This window comes from Pseudomonas sp. CCNWLW23, from assembly GCF_037095675.1.
GTDB classification, from domain to species: domain Bacteria; phylum Pseudomonadota; class Gammaproteobacteria; order Pseudomonadales; family Pseudomonadaceae; genus Aquipseudomonas; species Aquipseudomonas atacamensis.
Genome location: NZ_JBAWKM010000002.1, coordinates 270,872 through 291,790, shown reverse-complemented (window position 1 = coordinate 291,790; position 20,919 = coordinate 270,872). Strand labels below are relative to the sequence as shown.

At 64.0% G+C, this 20,919-nt stretch carries 8 protein-coding genes; all 8 read right to left on the bottom strand.

The window, feature by feature from the left end:
- Position 1: 1 nt before the first annotated feature.
- Entirely contained in the window at positions 2-2,164 is a 2,163-nt protein-coding gene (locus tag V8J63_RS04450; RefSeq protein WP_130927569.1) for a type I secretion system permease/ATPase, read from the bottom strand.
- Positions 2,161-3,597, bottom strand: coding sequence for a TolC family outer membrane protein (locus tag V8J63_RS04445; protein ID WP_442963511.1), 1,437 nt, complete (start codon positions 3,595-3,597; stop codon positions 2,161-2,163). The genes V8J63_RS04450 and V8J63_RS04445 overlap by 4 nt, the downstream gene beginning before the upstream one ends.
- Before the next feature lie 43 nt (positions 3,598-3,640).
- The gene (locus V8J63_RS04440; protein WP_336463645.1) at positions 3,641-15,373 is read right to left on the bottom strand and encodes a BapA/Bap/LapF family large adhesin; all 11,733 of its coding nucleotides are present in this window, start codon (positions 15,371-15,373) and stop codon (positions 3,641-3,643) included.
- Between the two features lie 407 nt (positions 15,374-15,780).
- Positions 15,781-16,740: an alpha/beta hydrolase gene (locus tag V8J63_RS04435; RefSeq protein WP_336463719.1), complete on the bottom strand. Its 960-nt coding sequence runs from the start codon at positions 16,738-16,740 to the stop codon at positions 15,781-15,783.
- 61 nt (positions 16,741-16,801) lie between these two features.
- The gene (locus tag V8J63_RS04430; RefSeq protein WP_071171997.1) at positions 16,802-17,830 is read right to left on the bottom strand and encodes a transketolase family protein; all 1,029 of its coding nucleotides are present in this window, start codon (positions 17,828-17,830) and stop codon (positions 16,802-16,804) included.
- The gene (locus tag V8J63_RS04425; protein ID WP_336463644.1) at positions 17,827-18,675 is read right to left on the bottom strand and encodes a transketolase; all 849 of its coding nucleotides are present in this window, start codon (positions 18,673-18,675) and stop codon (positions 17,827-17,829) included. The genes V8J63_RS04430 and V8J63_RS04425 overlap by 4 nt, the downstream gene beginning before the upstream one ends.
- A gap of 17 nt (positions 18,676-18,692) precedes the next feature.
- Positions 18,693-19,991 carry an MFS transporter gene (locus V8J63_RS04420; protein ID WP_123442684.1) on the bottom strand — a complete coding sequence of 433 codons (1,299 nt, stop codon included), beginning with the start codon at positions 19,989-19,991 and terminating at the stop codon, positions 18,693-18,695.
- Between the two features lie 100 nt (positions 19,992-20,091).
- Entirely contained in the window at positions 20,092-20,841 is a 750-nt protein-coding gene (locus tag V8J63_RS04415; protein ID WP_336463643.1) for an SDR family NAD(P)-dependent oxidoreductase, read from the bottom strand.
- Between the last annotated feature and the right edge of the window lie 78 nt (positions 20,842-20,919).

Sequence of the window (20,919 nt, the reverse complement as noted above, 5' to 3'; positions counted from 1 at the left end):
TTCATACCGCCACTCCTTTGCCCGGTGCGCGCAGCCGCGCCAATGCCGCGTCGCGGTGGTCGTCAATGACGATGCGTCCATTGTCGAGAACGATGATCCGCTCGACCAGTTGCAACACACTGACCCGATGCGTGGCAACCACCAGCGTTCGGCCCTGGGTCCAGCTCGCGAGTTTTTCCAGCAGCAGACGCTCGGTGACGTCATCCAGCGCGGCCGTCGGTTCGTCGAGCAACAGCACTTGTGGCTGACGGATCAACAAGCGTGACAGCAACAGGCTTTGACGCTGACCTCCGGACAAACCCAGGCCGCCCTCAAGCACCAGGTGATCCATGCCTTTGGGCAGCTGCCGAACAAAGTCCAGCGCGCCAGTGACATTCAGCGCGGCGATGATTTCCTGATCGCTGGCCTGACCGGCGCCAAGGGTGATGTTGTCGCGCAAGGTGCCATGAAACAGTCGCGCCTGTTGCGACAGCAGGCCGACGTCGCGGCGCAGATCGGCCGGATCCAGATGTGCCAGGGCGATGCCGTCCAGAGTGGTTTCACCGCTGCTCAGATCCATCGCGCCGCCCAGTGCTTGCAGCAACGTCGACTTGCCAGCACCGTTGCGGCCGAGCAGGGCGATGCGCTCGCCGGGCCGAATGCTCAGGTCGATGTTGTTGAGCGCCGGGGTCGATTCCTCGCTGTAGCGAAAACTGGCCTGACGCATGCGGTAGTCGCCGCGAATCGCCGGCAGGTGCACGCGCTGGCTGCCCTCGGGATGATCCACCGGCATCTGCATGATCCGGTTCAAGCCTTCGAGCGCGACCTTGGCCTGCTGCCATCGGGTGAGCACGTGGGTCAGTTGCGCCATCGGCCCCATCATCCGCGACGACAGAATCGACGCCGCGACCAGACTGCCGGTGGTCAGGTCGCCGGCAATCACCATCGGCGCGCCGAACACGATGACCACTGCGAACACTCCGCCTTGCACGTTCTGCGTCCACGCCACCAGGCTGTTGGTCAAGGTGCGCAGGCGCAGGCTGCTGTCCGCCGAGGCGGCGTTGTACTGGTTCCACTGTTGCTGGAAACGCTGCTCGGCCTGCAATGCCTTGATGTCGTCGAGGCCCTGAATACTTTCTACCAGCATGGCGTTGCGCAGCGCAGCTTCACGCATTGAGGCATTGGCCAGTCGCGCCAGACGCGGTTGCACGATGATCCCGGGGAGCAACATGAACACCAGCGCCACCAGTGGAATCAGCACCAGTGGCCCGCCGATCAAATAGAACACCAGCAGGAACAGCAGGAAAAACGGCATGTCCGCCAGTGCCGTGGCGGTGCTGGAGGTGATCAGGTCGCGGATCTGCTCCAGCTCGCGCAATTGCGAAATGAACGAACCGGTGGATTTCGGCCGTGCGGAATTGCGCAGGCGCAAAGCGTGGCCGAAGACCAGATCGGAGACGCGCAAATCGGCGCGCTTGCCCAGCACATCGGTGATGCGCAGACGCAGAATGCGCATGACGAAATCGAACAGCAGCGCCAGCATCACCCCGCCGAACAACACGTACAGGGTCGGCAGCGACTCGGCCGGAATCACCCGGTCGTACACCTGCATGGAAAACAGCACCCCGGCCATGCCCAGCAGATTCGCGACCAGTGAGGCGATCATCACTTGGCTGTAGGGCCGCAGATCGGTGAGGACGATGCGCCGGAACCAGTGCTCGTCGTAGGGCTTGATGTAATCGTTGGTGCGCACGTCCGCCACCGGTTGCGTCGGACGCAGAATCACCGTGCGCAATGCCTGTTCGGCGAGCGCGCCAGCCTCCATGCGACTTTGCAAACCTTGATCGCCACTGAAGCAGATGCCCAGCTCTCCGGTCTCACCGATGCTTTCGAGCACGCCGACCTGACCATCACGCAGTTGCACCACCAGCGGCGTGCGCCAGCGGCTCAGGCTCTTGCTGTCGAATACCGCGAATTTCACGCTCAAACCGGCCTGACGCGCCATGTGCCGAACCACTTCTTCGACGCGGCCTTCGCTGTGCACCGAGGCCAGGCGCACGCTTTCCGGCGAGACGTCGAGGCGATAGTGACGGGCGACCTTCAACACCGCTTCCAGCCACGGTGAATAATCTTCGCGAGCTTCGGCAGCAGCGGGTTCGGGAACAGTGATGCTGGCATCGGTCATGGCAGGATCTCGACATTCTGGATGGCGCTGTGGTCGATGCCGAAGACCCGGCGAATCGCACCGCTGTTGTAGAAGCAGTCGATCTGCAGGCGTTGCAGATCAGCCTGGGTGTTGACCAGATCAAAGCGCGACTGATGGATTTCCTGCTCGGCGTTGAGCAGGTCGAGCAGCGGCCGCGTGCCCAGTTCCAGGTACTGGCGGCCATACAACATGCGCGCCTCGGTGATGCTGGTCTGGCGAAATTCCAGCGAGCGCAGCCGCCGGTTCAGGCCCGAGGTTTGCGCCTGGGCTTCGGCCAGACCCTGGCGCGCTTGCAGGCGGGCGAAGTCTTCGGCCGAATCCGCTGCGGTCAGCGCATGCCCGGCGGCGCGGCTGCGCGCACTGATCGCACCGCCCTGATAGATCGGCACTTCGAGGTTGAGGAAGATCCCGACCTGAGTGCGATCGGCCCGCGAGTTTTGATCGTCGTAGTGGTCGTCCAGGTATTGGTTGACCGAGGGTTGCAGCGACAGGGTCGGATAGGCCTCGGCTTTGGCCTGGGCCAGCTCGGCCTGGGCCTGAGTGCGTTGCGCGGCGGCCTGGAGGACGGCGGGCAGGGTGTCGGAGATATGCGAGGCGTCGCAGGCCTGAGTCAACGTCGGCGCGGCGGCGTCGCTGACTGCCGGCGGCGTGCGCCGTCCAAGCAAGCTGGTCAGCGTTGCTTGCCAGCGCGCGTATTGCGCCTTGAATTCCTGCAATGTGGCCGTCGCGCCTTCGGCCCGGGACTGTGCCTGGACCATATCGGAACGGGTGCTGGCGCCCATGTCGCTGCGTTGCTTGGCCAGGTCGACGATGCCGCCGATGCCCTGAATCTGCTCGCGCGCAACCTCAAGCAGACGCTGATAACGCTGCACCTCGATGTAGGCCCTGGCGGTGTCGCGGGCGATGTCGTCGATCGCCAGCAGAATCCCGGCCTGACTGCGCGCCACCCGGGCGCGGGCGGCGTCGACCGAACTGGAAACCTTGCCGAAGTCATACAGCATCTGCTTGAGGGAAATGTTCACCGATTGGCTGCCGGCATCGCTGCCGTAACCGCTGGTGTAGCCACCCTTGATGCCGCCGGTGACCTGCGGGTAATAGCCGGATTCGGCGACGTTGACGCCTTCGCCTTGCTGGAACAGGGTGCCGATGGCTTCGCCGATGCGTGGGTGCCAGTCCACGGCGAGCCTGACCGCTTGTTCCAGCCCCAAAGTATCTGCGTTGGCGGCCGTTTTTGAAGCAGGGGCAGGGCGCTGACGATTGTCATTGCCTGCCGGTTGTTGCAGTTGCGACGGGCTGATGCTGCGCAAGCTGCTGTCGAGATTGTCGTCGGCGCGAACGTCGACGGTGAAAGCGGGGTAGAGGCCGATGGTCAACAGGACCACCGGCCATTTCTGGCGAAAAACTGACTCCACAGACTTCCCTTACTGTTGAGAGACCAACGTTTGATGTCTTGTTTCAAACCACTTGAATGCCGTTCTGTACCCACAAGTGGTGGCTCGGATCCTCCTGTGCCGTGTATTGAACATAGTCGATGCCGTCGGCCTGTTGCGTGCCATCGGCGACCCAGCCATCGGTCATGTGCACGCTGTCCCTGTCGTCACCCTTGATCAGCAGGGTGTTGTTGTCCGAGGACGTGATCGCCAGCAGATCGCTGAGATTCAGTGTCAGCGCAACCGCACTGGAATGGTTGAGATCGAGGATCTCGACGTTGTGGATCTTGCTCTGCAGATCGCCGAGGTTGATCGACACGTCGCCACCGGCCCAGAGCAGGGTGTCGGTGCCGCTGCCGCCATCCACCGAGGTGAACTGCTGATCGGCGATGATCAGCGTGTCGTCGCCACCGCCACCTTGCAGGGTCACGGCGCCACCGTGCGAGCCGTCGAGGGTGTCGTTGCCCTCGGTGCCCTGGATCAAGTCACTGCCAGTGGCATGGGCCAGACCGAGGTCATCGCTGGCCAGTGCCGAGAACGCGGTGCTGGCGAATGCGCCGGCATTGTTCAGGTCGATGGTCAGCGTCGCGGTATCCACGGTGCCGTTGGGGTGGGTGAGTTGGTAAGTGAAGGTGTCTTCCTGGCCGATCACCGCATCGGTCAGGCCGGCCTTGAGCGTGTAGGTGTAGTTGCCGTTGGCCTGGACCACCAGGGTGCCGTAGTTGCCGACCAGCGAGACGCCGTTGTAACCCGGCGCGACGTAACTCCCAGCGACCAGCACGCTGAGCAAGGTATAGACCGAGCCCAACACATCGGCGCCGCCGCCAGCGGTGTCGGTGAGCAGATTGCCCGATACCGGCGTGTAGCTGCCGACCACGAACTGATTGTTGTAGGTCGCGACGTTGATCAGGCTGGTGTTGACGCTGGTCAGCAGGCCGAGGCCGCCCACGGCCACCCGCACCTGATAACTGCCGGCGGTCTGGTCGTCGAACTTGATCCCGTAGTTGCCGCCGCCGAGATTGACCAAGGCGTTACCGCCGTAACTCTTGACCAGCACGTACTGGTTGGTCGCCGTGTTGAGTTTGTACAGGCCCACCGTCATCGAACCGAGCAGCGCCAACAGGTTGCTCGAATTGACCACCACGGTCAGGTCACTGACGGTATCGGCCGCGACCACCGTGTTGTAGTTACCGCTGCCGCCGCCCAGCAGCACATTGAAGGTGCCGAGGGCTGAGTTGGTGGTGACTTCACGGTTGATCAGGGTGACGTCAGTCGAGGCGATGTCCGCTGTGGCATCCACCACCAGCGCCGGGCTGCCAAGGTTCGCGTCGTTCCACACTTCGCTGGCTTGCGGGCTGTCGATGCGCACATACAGATTGGCGGTGTCGCTCAAACCGTTCGGGTGCACCAGTTGGTAATTGAACACGTCGACCTTGCCGACGCTGCCAACACTGCCGTTCGGTTTGTAGCTGTAGTTGCCGTTGGCGTCGATGGTCAGCGTGCCGTACAACCCTTGCACCGTGGTGCCGGCACCGGCGCTGACCCAGGCGCCGTTCTTGAAGATCTGCAACTGCGCGCCGTTGTCCGGGCCGGTCTGATCGGCCGTGCCATCGACGCCGACGTTGGTGATGACGTTGCCGGTCACCGCTGGCCCGGCAATGCCGTTGAACTGGGTCAGGCTGCTGACATCCAGTTGCAGCTGGGTATTGACCGTGGTCAGCACGCCGATGCCGGTGCTCGAAACCGTCAGTCGATAATCGCCTGACAGCAAGTTACCGATGTCGACCCGCACACCCTGGCCGGCGAGCGCGATCAGGTCGAGCAGGCCGCCGCTGCCATTGACATCCAGAGTCACCCAGTTGCCGCTGGCATCCTTGACTTGCAGCGTGTAGACCACGCCATCGATCAGCGAAATCAGACTGCTGGTGGTCAGCGTCAGGGTCGGATCAAGACGCGTGCCGCCGGCGACGGTGAAAGTGAAGGTTTTCGAGAATCCGGCCAGCAGCGTGGTGAACGAGTCGTTGAAGGTCTGCGAGGCGGTGACGGGGGCCAGGGTGACGGTGCCGACGGCGAGGTTATCGCTGGCGATCACTGGCGCGTTGACGTCGACGTCCGGCGCAATGACGTTGGCGGCCACCGAAACGTTGCCGCGTGCGTCGCTGAGGTTGACGGTGAGGTTTTCGCCGTTGATCTGCGCACTGCTCAGGGTGACGGTAAACACGCCGAGGTTGTTGACCGTGCCGGTGCCGAGAACGGCGCCGCTGGCCGACTTGATGGTCACGGTTGCGCCGGCTTCGCCGGTACCGGTGACGCTCAGGCCATCGGCACCGACCAGCAGCGCCGTGGCCGCAGCGGGCGGTGTCAGGTCTGGCGCCGTCGCAGTCGCCGCAGCCGATACGTTGCCGCTCGGATCGGCCTGGGTGACGCTGAGCACCTGGCTGTTGATCTGCGCCGATGCCAGTACTACCGAAAAGCTGCCGTTGGCGGCAACGGTCGCGGTGCCGAGCACCACACCGCCGGCGCCGAGTACGCTGATGGTCGAACCGGGCACGCCGACGCCAGTGAGCACGGTGCCGCTGCCATTGACGCTGACGCCGGTCGGCGCGCCGGGTGCGGTAATATCCGGCGCTGTCAGGCTGGCGTTGGGCGACAGGTTGCCGGCCGGGTCGACCAGACGCACGGTCAACAGCTGCCCGTCGAGTTGTGCGGTGTTCAGGTTGAAGCTGAACGTGCCGCCACTGCCCACGGTGGTAGTGCCAATCAGCGCGCCGCCCGGGCCGTAGACGTTGACCGTCGCACCGGCTTCGCCCGTACCGCTCAAAGTCAGACCGTTGGCAGCGAGCGTCAGACCGCTGGCTGCAATCGGCGCCTGCACGTCAGGGGCCGTCAGATCGAAGACCGGCGACAGATTGCCCGTCGGGTCGGCCTGTTGGACGTTGAGCTGTTGGCCGTTCAGTTGCGCGCTGGACAGTTGTACGGTGAAGGTGCCGCCGGCATTGACCACGGCGGTGCCGAGGACGGTGCCGGCTGCGTTGGTCACGCTGACGGTCGCGCCGGCTTCACCGGTGCCGCTGACCGCCAGGCCGGTGCCGTTCAGGCTGACATTGCTCAGCGGCGCTGGCGCGGTGGTATCGGCGACGCTGAGGTTGGTAACCGGCGAAACGTTGCCCGCCGCATCACTCTGCGTGACGCTCAACTGTTGGCCGTTGAGTTGCGCCGATGACAAGGTCACCGAGAACGAGCCATTGCCCGCCACCGTCGCCGTGCCCAGCACCGCGCCACCCGCACCGCGAACAGTGACGGTGGCGCCGGCTTCACCGAGCCCGCCGAGGACCAGACCGGCACCGCTGAGTACCAGCGCCGTCGGAGCCGCCGGAGGAGTGATATCGGGCGCAGTTACGTTAAGCCCGGATGAGCTGTTGTTGGACGCATCGGTCTGTGTCGCATTGAGCACCTGACCGTTGACCTGCGGGGTATTGAGCTGCGCGCTGAAAGTGCCATTGGCGCCGACCGTCGCATTGCCCAGCACCACGCCGCCCGCGCCGGTGATGGTCACCGACGCGCCGACTTCGCCGCGACCGGTGACCAGTGTGCCGTTGGCGTTGACCGCCAGATCGCTGAGTGGCGCCGGCGCCGAGGTGTCACCTGCGGTGATTTCAGTCGGCAGCGAGGCACCCCCCAGCGCAGTGTTGGCGGTGACTTCCAGGCTTTCGCCGTTGGTTTGCGCAGGCGTCAGCACCACGCTGAACGTGCCATCCCCGCCGGTGACGCCGGTGCCGATCAGGCTGTTGTCCGGCGCGTAGACATTGATGGTGGTGCCGATCGCCGCCGTGCCGGTCAGCGTCACGCCGTCGGCTGTCAGCACAAGATTGTCCGGCGCAGCCGGGGCTGGCACTGCCGGAACAGTCAGGTCGGCGTCTGCGGACACGTTAGTCGCGACGTCTGTTTGATTCACTGTCAGCACTTGGCCGGTGGTGATGCCCGGGGCCAGATCGATCAGGAATGTGCCGTTGGCGGCCACTGTGCCGCTGCCGACAATGTTGCCCAGCGCATCGGTCACCTCGATACTGGCACCGGCTTCGCCACGACCGGCGAGCTGGCTCAGATCGCCGCTGATGGTCAGACCGGTGACGGCATCTGGAGCGGTAGTATCAGCCGCCGGGTAGAGCAGCACTGGCGATGCGTTTTGCGCTTCGTCCGTCGCGATCACCGACAACAACTGACCGTTGGCCTGGGCCGGATTCAGCGTGACGGTGTAGGTGCCGTCGCCCAATGCCACCGCTGTGCCAAGCACGGTGCCGGTGGCGGACAGCACAGTCACGGTGCTGCCGGCTTCGGCGGTCCCGGCGAGCAAGGTGCCGGCGCCGGTCAGCGATGTCACCGTTGGTGCGATCGGTGCAGTGCTGTCCGGCGCGTCGACCAGAACGGGCTCGGACTGGTTGTTTTGTGCGTCGGCCTGCACGACCGACAGTGCGCGGCCATCGAGTTGCGCAGCCGACAACGTGACGCTGAAACTGCCATCTGCCGCCACGGTCGCTGTACCGAGCACCACCGTGCCGTCACGCACGGTGACGGTCGCGCCGGGCTCGCCGGTACCGGTCACGGTCAAGCCGTCCTGGCTGACGTTGAGGTCGGCCACCTCCAATGGATCGGTGATATCGCCCGCTTGCACGGGCGCTGCCGGCGATGTGTTAGATGCCAGATCGGTCTGATTGACGCTCAACAGCTCACCGTTCACTTGCGGCGGGTTGAGGGTCACGCTGAACGAGCCATTGCCGGTCACGGTTGCCGAGCCCAGTACCGTGCCAGTCGCGCTGAGCACGCGCACCGTAGCGCCGGCTTCACCGGTACCGGTCAGTGTCAGGCCATCAGGGGTGAGAACGAGGTCGGTGGGCGCAGCGGGCAGGGTGATGTCCGGCGCAGTGACGGGCACGATCGGCGAAGGGTTGCCCGCCGCATCACGCTGGATCACCGATAAGGCTTCACCATTTAGCAGCGGCTGGTCGAGCGTCACGCTGAAGCTGCCGTCGGCCTGCACCGTGCCAGTGCCGACGATGGTGCCCACCGCGTTGGTGACGACCACCTGCGAGCCAGCCGCACCGGAGCCGGTGATCAGGCTGCCGCTGGCGTCGATCTCGACATCGGTCAGTGCGGCAGGAGGCGTGCTGTCCGGCGCGGTCAGGGTGCCGGCAGGCGAGGCATTTCCGGCCGCATCCGCCAACACTACGAACAGCGCTTGGCCATTGGTCTGTGTTGGGATCACCGTGACCTCGAAACGACCATCGCTGCCCACGGTGCCGGTGCCCAGTTCGGTGCCATCGGCCGACGTCACGCGGACAATGGCGCCGACTTCGCCGGTACCGGTGAGCAGACCGCCATCGGCATTCAGTTGCAGATCGGCCGGCGTCGCTGGCGGGGTCAGATCCGGTGCGGTGATCGACACCGGCGCGCTGACGTTGCCGGGTGGATCAGCCTGCTGCACGCTGAGAATCTGTTCATTGATCTGCGGCGGATTGAGGGTGACGCTGAAGGTGCCGTCGCCGAGTACCACGCTGGTGCCGAGCAAGGTGCCATTGGCATCGCGCACGGTCACGGTCGCGCCGGGTTCGCCAGTACCGATGACCAACGCGCCGGACGAGTTGATATCGACGTTGTCCAGTGGATCAGGCGGGGTGAAGTCCGGTGTGGTCAGGTTCACTGCCGGCGAGTCGTTGCCCGCTGCGTCGGCCTGGACCACGGTGATCACTTCGGCGTTGGTCAACGCTGGGTTCAGTGGCAGGGTGAAGGTACCGGTCGCGCTGACCACGGCGGTGCCAAGCACGTTGCCGTCGCTGTCGATGACCCGGACTTGCGCGCCGGGTTCGCCGCGCCCGGTCAGGCTTGCGCCGTCGCCGCCGATGCTCAGTTGCGAAACGGCCGCTGGCGGTGTGCTGTCGACCGAAGTGAACGGCGTGGCTGTCGAGGTGTTGCCCGCCGCATCCGTCAGCGACACGGTCAGCGCCTGGCCATTGGCTTGCGGCGTGGTCAGGGTGATCGCAAACGTGCCGTCGATGCTCACGGTGCCTGTCCCGACCAGCGCTCCGGCGGCGTTGTACACGTTGACCGTGGTGCCGGCCTCACCGGTACCCGACAGCAAGGTGCCGTCAGCACTTGCCACCAGCGCCGCCGGCGCATTGGGCGCGATCAGATCCGGGGCGATCAGGTTGACGCTGTTGGATTCGTTGCCGGCGGCGTCGGCCTGGCTCAGGCTCAAAGTCTGGCCAGAGGTCTGTGCCGGGCTGAGGGTGACGCTGAAGGTGCCGTTGGCCGCCACCACCGCGCTGCCGAGAACCGTTCCGCCGGTGCCGAGCACGGTCACGGTGGCGCCGGCTTCACCGCGCCCGGTCAGGGCCGTGCCATTCGGTGCCAGGCTTAGTTCACTCAGCGGTGTTGGCGCGGCGATATCGGCAGCGGTGTAGTCGGTCGGCGACGAATTAATGCCGGTGCTCGAGGTTGCCACGGCAGACAGCTGTTCGCCGTTGAGTTGCGCGGCGTTGAGGGTGACGCTGAAAGTGCCATTGGCCGACACCAGCGCGCTGCCGAGCAACACGCCCGAGGCATTGCGAATGCTCACGGTGCTGCCGGCGGTGGCCGAGCCGGTGAGGGTCAGACCGTCGGCGCTGAGGGCCAGATTGGTCGGTGCACTTTCCGCCAGATTGCCCGGTGCAGTCACCGGCGCCGCCGGTCCGGTGTTGCCGGCAGCATCGATCTGCACCACGGAAAGATTCGATCCAGCCACCGCCGCCGGGGACAACGTGACGCTGAAATTGCCATTGCTGGCAACGGTCGCAGTACCCAGCAAAACACCGCCGGCATCGCGAACTTCCACGCTGGCGCCGACCTCACCAATGCCGGTCAGGGTGGCACCATTGGCGCTCACCGCCAGATCGCTCGCTACCAACGGTGCCGTGCTATCGACGGCATTGACGATTGCCGGGGATGACGGATTGCCTGCCGCATCGGTGGCCGTCACGTTCAGCGACTGGCCGTTGGTTTGCGGGCTGTTGAGGGTAATCTGGAAAGTGCCGTTTGCGGCCGCCGTGGTGGTACCGAGAAGATTGCCCTGGCTGTCGCGTACGGTCACCGTACTGCCGGCCTCGGCGTTACCGGCCAGTTGCACGCCTGCTGCATTCAAGGTCAAGCCGCTCGGGATCGCCGGCGCAGTCAGATCCACCGCAACCACTTCAACCGCCGTCGAGACATTGCCCGGCGGATCTTCCTGAGTGACGGTCAGCACTTCGGCATTCAGTTGTGCTGCGTTGAGGGTGACCGTGAACGCGCCGCCACTGCCGACCTGCGCGGTGCCGAGCAAGGTGCCGTCGGCGCTGCGCACGGACACCGTTGCGCCCGGTTCGCCATGACCAGTGACGGTGACACCGTCAGCATTCACCGCGACTTGGGTCAGTGCAGCTGGTGGGCTGATGTCGGGCGCATTGACGCTGGTCGACGGCGAGACATTGCCGGCAGGGTCGGTCTGGCTGATCGCCAGCGCCTCGCCGTTGGTCGGCGCGGGCGCCAGGGTCACGCTGAAGGCGCCGTCCGCGCCAACCACGGCACTGCCGAGCAAGGTGCCGTTGGCGGTGGTGACATTGATTGTTGCGCCAGCCTCACCAGTGCCGCTGAGGGTGCTGCCATCGGCGCTGATCAGTGGATTCTGCACAGCGGCGGGCGGGGTGCCATCGACGGTGATCACGCCAGTGGAAGTCGAGGCGTTGCCATTGGCGTCGGTCAGAGTGACCTGCAGGGTTTCGCCGGTGTTCTGCGCATTGGGCAAGGTGACCTGGAAGTTGCCGCTCTGATCGACTACGCCGGTGGCCAACACGTTACCGGCGGCATCGCGCACGGTCACGGTGCTGCCGGCTTCGCCCTGGCCTTTGACCACGGTGCCGACGTCATTGATCGTAACGCCAATCGCTGCGGCTGGCGGTTGCAGATCGCTGGCAATGATGCCGGCAGGTTGCGACAGGTTGCCAGCGGCGTCGCTCTGGATCGCGGTAAGCGCCTGGCCATTAAGTTGTGCCGGCGTCAGCGTCAGGCTGAACGTGCCGTTGCTGGCGACCAGTGCAGTACCGAGCACGGTACCTGTGGCGTCGGTGACAGTGACCGTCGCCCCGGCCTCTCCGCGTCCAGTGAGTGTCGTGCCGTTGGTGTTCAGCGCCAGATTGGTCACAGCGTCCGGCGCCGTGCCATCGACCGCCGTCACCGTGCCCGGAATCGACACGTCACCGTCGGGACTGGTGGCCGTCACCTGGAGGACTTGCGCGTTGATCTGTTTGCTGCTGAGCAACAGGGTGAAGCGGCCGAAGCTGTTGATCAGACCTGAGCCGAGCACAGCGCCGCTGCTGCTGGTCACCGTCACGGTGCAACCGGGCGTACCGGCGCCAGTCAGGGTGAAACCATCGGCACTCAAGGCCAGATCGGTCGGGGTCGCGACCTGGGTACCGTCCAGTCCTGCCAGCGGCACGACGGGCGAATCATTGCCGCCGCCATCCGTGCTGATGACTTCCAGATTGCCGCCAGGCTCGGCCGGTGGGCTGAGGGTCACGACAAAGCGGCCATCCGCATCGGCCGTCGCGGTGCCCAGCACAGCGCCACCGCCGGCAATGCTGACGGTGACCGTGGTGCCCGGTTCGGCAAGGCCAGAGACCTGCGTGCCGGCCGGGTTGAGCGCGAGATCGCTGACCGCTGCCGGCGGGGTGCTGTCCGGCGCGGCAACGCTGCCTGGCAGCGAACTGTTGGCGCCGTCCGACACCACGACTTGCAAGGCTTCGCCATTGGTCTGAGCCGTGTCGAGGTTGACCGTGAAGGCGCCCGTGCCGTCAGCGGTCGCGGTGCCGATGACGTTGCCGTCGGCATCCAGCACCTGCACCGTGTTATTGGGTTGCGTGGTACCGGTGACGGTGGCACCCGAAGGATCGACGACCAGCCCGGTCGGTGCAGGCGGGGCGGTGATGTCCGGTGCGGTGACCGGCGTGGCCGGCGAGGGCAGGGCGCTCGCGTCGGTCTGGATCACGTTCAGCACCTGACCGTCGAGCTGAGCCGGGCTCAGGTTGACGCTGAAATTGCCGTCGCTGGCGACCACCGTAGTGCCGAGCACCGTGCCGTCGGGCGCGCTGACGGTTACGGTGCTGCCCGCTTGCCCGGTGCCGGTCAAGGTCACGCCGTTACTGGCGAGCACGACATTGTCCGGCGCCAGCGGCGCGGTGGTGTCCGTCGCCGTCAGTGGTGTGCTGGGAGAAACGTTCACGCCATCGGATTGGCTGACTTGCAGTTGCTGGCCTTCGATCTGCGGGCTGTTCAGCGGCACTGTAAAGGCGCCGCTGCCGTCGACGATCGCGGTGCCCAACACATTGCCGGCCGAATCCTTGACCGACACGGTGGCACCGGGTTCGCCGGTGCCGCTCAGTTCAGTGCCACCTGCATTCAGCGTCAGATCCGAAGGAGCCGTTGGGGCCTGGATATCCGGCGCTTCAACTGGAACTGCCAGCGAGCCCGACGGCGAGCCATCGGTCTGCACGACGCTGAGGTTCTGGCCATTGGTTTGTGGCGAGGACAGGGTGACTTCGAACCGGCCGTTGCTGCCGACGACAGCTGTTCCCAGCACGGTCCCATTGGTGTCAGCGACAGTAACGGTCGCACCGATCTGACCCGCGCCGGAGACCACGGCGCCATTGGCGGAAATGCTTATATCGGTCACGGCAACCGGCGTGGTCAGATCGGGTGCGATCACGTTGACCGGCGCCGAAGGATTGCCGTCCGCATCGGTCTGGATCACTTGCAGTTGTTGCGCATCGGTCTGTGGTGTGGAAAGTGGAACGGTAAAATTACCGTCGGCACCCACCGTGCCGGTGCCGATGATATTGCCGGCCGGATCGCGCACGGTGACTGACGCACCCAACTCACCCTTACCGGTGAGCGTCTGCCCCTGAGCGTCGAGCGCGAGATCGGAGACGGCCGTCGGCCCTTGGGTGTCAGGTGTGACGTAGCTCAGCGGCGCGGAGGTGTTGCCAGCGGCGTCGCTGGCACTGATCTGCAGTGTTTCGCCGTTGTTCTGTGGACTGCTCAGTTGCAGGCTGAACGTGCCGTCCGCCGCCACCACGGCCGTGCCGAGCACATTGCCGTTGGCGTCGCGCACCGTTACGGTCGAACCGACCTGGCCGCGCCCACTCAACTGCGTGCCATCGATGCTCACCGCGATGTCGCTGGGTTGAGTCAGGCCATCGAGATCTATAGCGATAACGGTCGCTGCTGGCGAAGGGTTGCCAGCGGCGTCGGTGACCTGCACGCTCAGCGCCTCACCATCGATTTGCGCGGCGTTGAGTTGCACAGTGAACGAGCCATCGGCGGCGACCAGAGCTGTCCCCAGCAGTGTGCCTTGGGCATTGGTGACGCCGACTGTGCTGCCGGGTTCGCCACGGCCGGTGACCGAGAGGCCATCGCTGCTCACGGCCAGATCCGTCGCAGCGGCGGGGCCGGTGATGTCCGGCGCATTGAAGGTGATGGCCGGCGATTGCGCACCGGCGCTGTTGACTGCCACGACACTGAAGGTTTCACCGTTGGCCTGTGCACGAGTCAGCGTCAGCAGGAAAGTGCCGTCAGCAGCCACCGCCGCACGCCCGAGCAATTCGCCGTTGGCGGCACGGACTTCGATCGTGGTGCCGGCCCGGGCGGTGCCGGTCAGTTGGCTGCCGTCGCTGCTCAAACCAAGATTGCCTGGCGTCGTCGGTTCGACGATCTCCGGCGCGCTGACCGTTGCGCCGGTCGAGGTGTTGCCTGCGGCATCGGTGGCATTCACTGTCAGCGGCTGACCGCCGGTTTGCGCGGGGCTGAGGACGACGCTGAAGGTGCCATCGGCCGCAACCACGGCGCTGCCGAGCAGGCTGCCATCGGCGGCGCGCACCTGGATGGTCGAGCCGACTTCACCGGTGCCGCCGAGTTGCGTGCCATCGGCGCTCACAGCGAGGTTGCCAGGCGCGGTGGGCGCGGTGGTATCCGGCGCAGTGACCGTACCGGGTGTCGAAACGTTGCCCGCAGGGTCGGTGAGCGTGACGTCGAGCGGCTGACCATTGTTCTGCGGCGTACCCAGGTCGACCTGGAAACTGCCATCGACGCCAACGGTTCCGGAACCCAAAAGGTTGCCGGCTGCATCGCGTATCTGAACGACACTGCCAGCTTCGCCAAAACCACTCAGCACCCGGCCATCGGCCGACAAGGTTAATCCGGTCGCGGGCGCCGGAGGCGTCGCGTCTCCACCGCCACCACCACCGCCACCGCCACCGCCGCCGCCCCCACTTCCGCCGGCAGCGGCTGCCGCACCACCCGCGCCCAACAGGCCAAGCCCGGCAATCGCCCAGGCCGGCGTCGCACCATCCACCACTCCGACGCCAGCGATCAGCTCGTCCAGCGAATTGATTTCGTCAAAGGTAAAGCCATTGAACGGCTCGGCGCTGTAGCGCGCCTGCCACAGCGTCGCGTCGTCACCCTGAAAGACAATGTCATTGGGCACGCCGTCAGGGCTGGTGACAAAGAAATTGGAGATTTTGATTTGCTCGCCGGACTTCAGATTGACGATCAAATCCTGACCGCTGCGACTGGTCGACGCCAATTGATCGGGCCGAACCGGCATTTGTACAACTGAAGGCTGACTGAGCTGAACATTGCCCCAGTTCTGGGCAGTGAGCTGAGAATTGGCTTTGTCGGCAATGACGATGTTGTCCATTACTACTCCCTGTAAATGGGTGGGGCGGACGTCCACGGGTGGTTTTAAAACCATAGATAGGGAGTGTCAGATGGGGCTGCCTGATTTTTGACGAGCGTATGGATGGGCCATTTGCCCACGTTTATCTATTTGAAAATCTGATCTATTCAGGTCGTTACCGTTTGTCGGGACGTTGGATCCAAGCGCTTTTTGGATGCAACAAAATGTGTCGTTTTCGACATTATCCAAAGGGACGCTGGAAAAGGTCCGGGCGGAATCGCCGAGGGTGATGGCTAAGCGATATTGAATTTCTCAAAGCGCAGGCCACACTCCGCAGTTGCCTGTCTGCGAAGGTATTAATCAATAAGCGTGGGAGGGGGGAAAGGCTTTGTATAAGAAATCCCGTTGTACCGTTTCAGCTGTTCTTTCTATCCCTCAGCAGTTAATGCGCTAGCTATCGATCGCCGAAGTGATCGGACGATATCCAGCGCAGACTGATCGCTAACACTGCCGGGGCACTGATCAAACATATGCGGCGCCCCAGGGTAGACATGCAGTTCGACGGCAACCCCGGCGCGGGACAGACGCAGGGCAAATGCCACGTCCTCTTCCAGAAACAGATCCAGCGCCCCGACGGCCAGAAACGTCGGTGGCAAGTCACGCAGATCGTCCTGCAGGGCCGGCGAAAACCAGCCGATTGGCAGATCATCCAGCGCTTGGTCAGCGCGCAGGCAATCCCAGCAGAACTGGTTGGCTTGCGCTGGCCAGCCAATCACGCCGGTCGTGCTGTTCTGCTGAGGCGAGGCTGCGCTGCCCGAACGGTAATCGAGCATCGGATAAACCAGCACCTGACTGGCGATGGGATGTTCGCCGCGATCCCGCGCCACAATGGCCAGCGCTGCTGCCAGCCCGGCGCCGGCACTGTGGCCCATGACGATTACTTTGTCGGCGTCAATATTGAGCGTTTGCTGGTGGGCGAAAACCCAGCCGAGGGCGGTGTAACAATCCTCCAGAGGAACAGGGAAGGGGGGCTCTGGCGCGAGACGGTAATCGACGGCGACGATGATCGCCTGAAGTGCTTCGGCGAGGTTAGCCAGATAGTCATCGGCCATTTCGGGGCAACCGAGGACGAAACCTCCACCGTGGATGTACAGGATCACCGCAAAATTACCGTCCGGTGCTGCGGCGGCGGGCCGGTAAAGACACAGGCGCAAATCCTCACCGTCCTGGGACTTTATCCATTGGCTTTCACCGCGCGCTTGTTCTCGGGATTTGAATGTCGCGTGAACACGCTCCCTGATCGCGGGCAGCGTTTCCAACGTCCAGGCTTCTGCGCCGGGGGTTAAAAAGCTTTTGAAGTCGGGATCCAGCAGTTCATGTGCTTTCACGTTCTGCCTCCTGTTTTCGAATGAACGAGCGCCTCTGATCGAAGCGCCGCCCACGGTGGAGTTACAGCCAGGCTTTGATCTGCGCGCAAACGGCCGGCGTCGAGATGCCGTAGCGATCATGCAGCGTCGGCAGGGCGCCGGCGTCAAGGAAGGCGTCGGGCAACGCGATCTGCCTGAAGGTGGGCGTCACGCCATTGCGCAACAACAAACCGGCAACCGCCTCACCCAAACCGCCGATGATCGAGCTGTTCTCGGCTGTGACCACCAGACGCCCGGATTTGCGCGCTTCGGCGAGAATGGTTTGTTCATCCAGCGGCTTGATGGTCGGCACGTGCAGCACGGCCACATCAATGCCGTCGGCCTGCAATTGCTTGGCCGCCTCCAGTGAGCGCATGGTCATCAGCCCGGTGGAGATGATCAGCACGTCGTTGCCCGTGCGCAGGGTCTTGGCCTTGCCGATCTCGAATTTATAACCGTACTCGTCCAGCACCAACGGCACATTGCCGCGCAGCAAACGCATATAGACCGGGCCTTGGTGAGCGGCGATGGCCGGCACGGCCTGTTCGATTTCCAGCGCGTCGCACGGGTCGACAATCATCAGATTGGGCATGGCGCGGAAAATAGCCAGGTCATCGGTGGCCTGGTGGCTCGGCCCGTAACCCGTGGTGAGGCCGGGCAGCCCGCAGACGATTTTGACGTTGAGATTTTCCTCGGCGATGGCCATGCAGATGAAGTCGTAAGCACGGCGCGATGCGAACACCGCGTAGGTGGTGGCGAAGGGTACGAAACCCTCACGCGCCATGCCCGCCGCAGCGCTCATCAGCAACTGTTCGGCCATGCCCATTTGATAGAAACGCTCCGGATGCGCCTTGGCGAAAATGTGCAGGTCGGTGTACTTGGACAGGTCAGCCGAGAGACCGACGATGTCCGCGCGCTGGTCTGCCAGCGCTGCGAGCGCATGGCCGAACGGTGCCGAGCGAGTCGCCTGGCCCTCGGAGGCAATCGAGGCAATCATCGCCGAGGTGGTCAGGCGCTTTTTCACCGGCGCGCCAGTAGCAGTCGAAGGCGCAGTGTTGGCGGCGTTGCTCATTGGTCTTTTCCTTCTTCAAGGTTGCTCAGTGCCAGGTCCCATTCGTGTTCTTCGACGCGAATGAAGTGGTTCTTTTCCCGGTTCTCCAGAAACGGCACGCCTTTGCCCATTTTCGTGTCGCAGATGATCACGCGCGGTTGCCCGCCGGGTTGATTGCGCGCGGCATCGAATGCAGCGACCAGGGCGTCGAGGTCATTGCCGTCGACGCGCTGGGTGAACCAGCCAAAGGCTTGCCAGCGATCGACGATGGGTTCGAACGAGAGAATCTCGCTGGAGTAACCGTCGGCCTGCTGGTTGTTGACGTCGACGATGGCGATCAGATTGTCGAGCTGCCAGTGCGAAGCCGACATCACCGCTTCCCAGGTCGAGCCTTCATTGAGTTCGCCATCGGACAGCAGGTTGTAAACGAAAGATGACGAGCCTTTGCGCTTGAGGCCCAGGCAGGCACCGACCGCGATACCCAGGCCCTGACCCAGCGAGCCGCCGGTGATTTCCATCCCCGGGGTGTAGGCGGCCATGCCCGACATCGGCAGGCGGCTGTCATCCGAACCGTAGGTTTCCAGCTCGTCGAGCGGAATGATCTCGGCTTCGATCAGCGCTGCGTACAGCGCGATGGCGTAGTGGCCGATGGAGAGATAGAAGCGATCGCGCTGCTCCCACGCGGGATCTGCTGGGCGATGATTCATCGCATGAAAGTAAGACACCGCCAGCAGGTCAGCCGCGCCGAGGGCCTGGCCTACATAGCCCTGGCCCTGAACCTGGCCCATGCGCAGTGCATGGCGGCGAATGTTGTGCGCGCGCTGGGTCAGGCTCAGCGATGCAGCGTTTGCAAGATTAGTCGTCATGATGAAACTCCGTTGACTCAACGATTGACCAAAGCGGCAGGAATACGCAGAACCAGGCTCGCGCCGAGGAACAGCACGCCGGTAATCAGGTACATGCCGATGGCACTGGAACCGGTCAGGGTGGTGATCCAGCCGATCAGATAAGGCGAGCAGAACCCGGCGAGGTTGGCGAAGCTGTTGACCGCGGCGATGCCGGCGGCCGCAGACACCCCGCCAAGCAGCGTGGTGGGCAGCATCCAGAACAGCGAGGTGGCGGACAGAATGCCGGAGGCGGCCAGGCACAGGCTGAGGATCGACAAGGTCGGATTGCCGCCCATCATTGCTGCCAGGCTCAAGCCGATCGCACCGGCGATCATCGGCACGATCAGGTGCCAGCGGCGCTCGCGATGTTTGTCGCCACTGCGGCCGACCAAGAGCATGGCGGCGATGGCGCACAGATAGGGCAGGCTAGTCAGGAAACCGATGTGCAGCGGGTCGGAAACCCCTGCATTACGTACCAGTGTCGGCAGCCAGAAGGTGATCGCATATTGGCCCATGACCACACAGAAGTAGATCGCCGCCAGCAGCCACAAGCGCCGGTCGCGAATGAACTCGCCGACCGAGGCGTGGGTGACTTTTTGCTGGTCGTCTTCGGCGAGCTCGCGAGTGATCAGCGCTTTTTCCTCGTCATTGAGCCAGGTCGCCTGATGCACGCCGTCCTTCAGATAACTCAGCACCAGCAGGCCGACGACCACGGTGGGCACCGCCTCGAGAACGAACATCCATTGCCAGCCGGCCCAGCCGTGCACACCGGCAAAGTGGTTCATGATCCAGCCCGACAGCGGGCCACCGACCATGCCCGACAGCGGAATGGCGATAAACCACAACACGGTCATGCGCGCCCGCCGATAGGACGGAAACCAGTAGGTCAGGTAGAGCAGCAGGCCCGGCGCCAGACCGGCTTCGGCAATCCCCAGCAGAAAGCGCAGCGCGTAGAACTGCCAGGCGGTTTCGACGAAGGCGAACAGCGCCGAGACGATGCCCCAGGTGATCATGATCCGCGCAATCCACACCCGTGCGCCGACCTTGTGCAGGATGATGTTGCTAGGCACTTCGCAAAGGAAATAGCCGATGAAAAACACCCCCGCGCCCAGTCCGTAGACCGTTTCGCTGAGGGCCAGATCGTTCATCATTTGCAGCTTGGCGAAACCGACGTTGACCCGGTCCAGATAGGCGCACAGGTAGCACAGCATCAGGAACGGCATCAGCCGCCAGGCCGTTTTGCGATAGGCAGAAGATCGCACGGTCGAAACCGCTTCGAGCGACAGGGTAGTCATGATGGTCTGATCTCTTGTTTTTATTGACCGCCAGGCCATCAGGCCCGGCTGCGTCATCGATCCAGAACCGCACGGGCCACGCAGGCCCGCCCAGAGTTACTCAGTGAATCAGCATGCCGCCGTTCACATCGAGGGTGATGCCGGTCAGATAGGCGGACAGGTCGCTGGCCAGAAACAGCGCGGCGTTGGCGACGTCCTGCGCTTGACCCAGGCGCCCGAGCGGAATGCCTTCGATGATGGCGTGGCGGCGGTCATCCTGCATCAGGCCGCCGGTGATGTCGGTGTGAATCAGGCCCGGGGCGATGGAGTTGACGCGGATATTGTCCGGCCCCAATTCCCGCGCCATGGCCTTGCCCAGCCCCAGCACACCGGCCTTGGCCGCGCTGTAATGCGGGCCACCGAAGATGCCGCCGCCGCGCTGGGCCGACACCGACGACATGCAGACGATGCTGCCGGAAGACTGTTGGCGCATCAGCGGAATCACCGCCTGGGACATGAGCAAAGTGCCGCGCAGGCTGACGTCCAGCACCTTGTCGTAGTCCGATGGGCGAATATCCAGAGTCTTCAGTGGCTGGGTGATGCCGGCGTTGTTGACGAGAATATCGATGCGCCCGAAGTGCTCGATGATGGCGGCGACGGCTTGCTTAACCTGCGCTTCGTCGGCCACGTTGGCCGCCAGGCCCAGATGACCTTCGCCCAGTGCTGCGGCGGCGTCACGTGCTGCGGATGCATCCAGATCGAGGATGACCACGCGAGCGCCGTGTTGCGCAAATGTGCTGGCGGTAGCGCGGCCAATGCCACGGGCAGATGCGGCACCGGTAATGATTGCGACTTTGCCTTGAAGAAGCATGGAGGATTCCCTCGAATTGTTTTTATTGGGTCGGTGTGTAAGTAACCGATGACTCAGCTTGTCCTCCGGGGCGAGCGT

Coding starts and splice junctions, on each gene's coding strand:
- V8J63_RS04450 (WP_130927569.1), bottom strand. CDS start 2,164: ATGACCGATGCCAGCATCACTGTTCCCGAACCCGCTGCTGCCGAAGCT.
- V8J63_RS04440 (WP_336463645.1), bottom strand. CDS start 15,373: ATGGACAACATCGTCATTGCCGACAAAGCCAATTCTCAGCTCACTGCC.
- V8J63_RS04430 (WP_071171997.1), bottom strand. CDS start 17,830: ATGAGCAACGCCGCCAACACTGCGCCTTCGACTGCTACTGGCGCGCCG.
- V8J63_RS04425 (WP_336463644.1), bottom strand. CDS start 18,675: ATGACGACTAATCTTGCAAACGCTGCATCGCTGAGCCTGACCCAGCGC.
- V8J63_RS04420 (WP_123442684.1), bottom strand. CDS start 19,991: ATGACTACCCTGTCGCTCGAAGCGGTTTCGACCGTGCGATCTTCTGCC.
- V8J63_RS04415 (WP_336463643.1), bottom strand. CDS start 20,841: ATGCTTCTTCAAGGCAAAGTCGCAATCATTACCGGTGCCGCATCTGCC.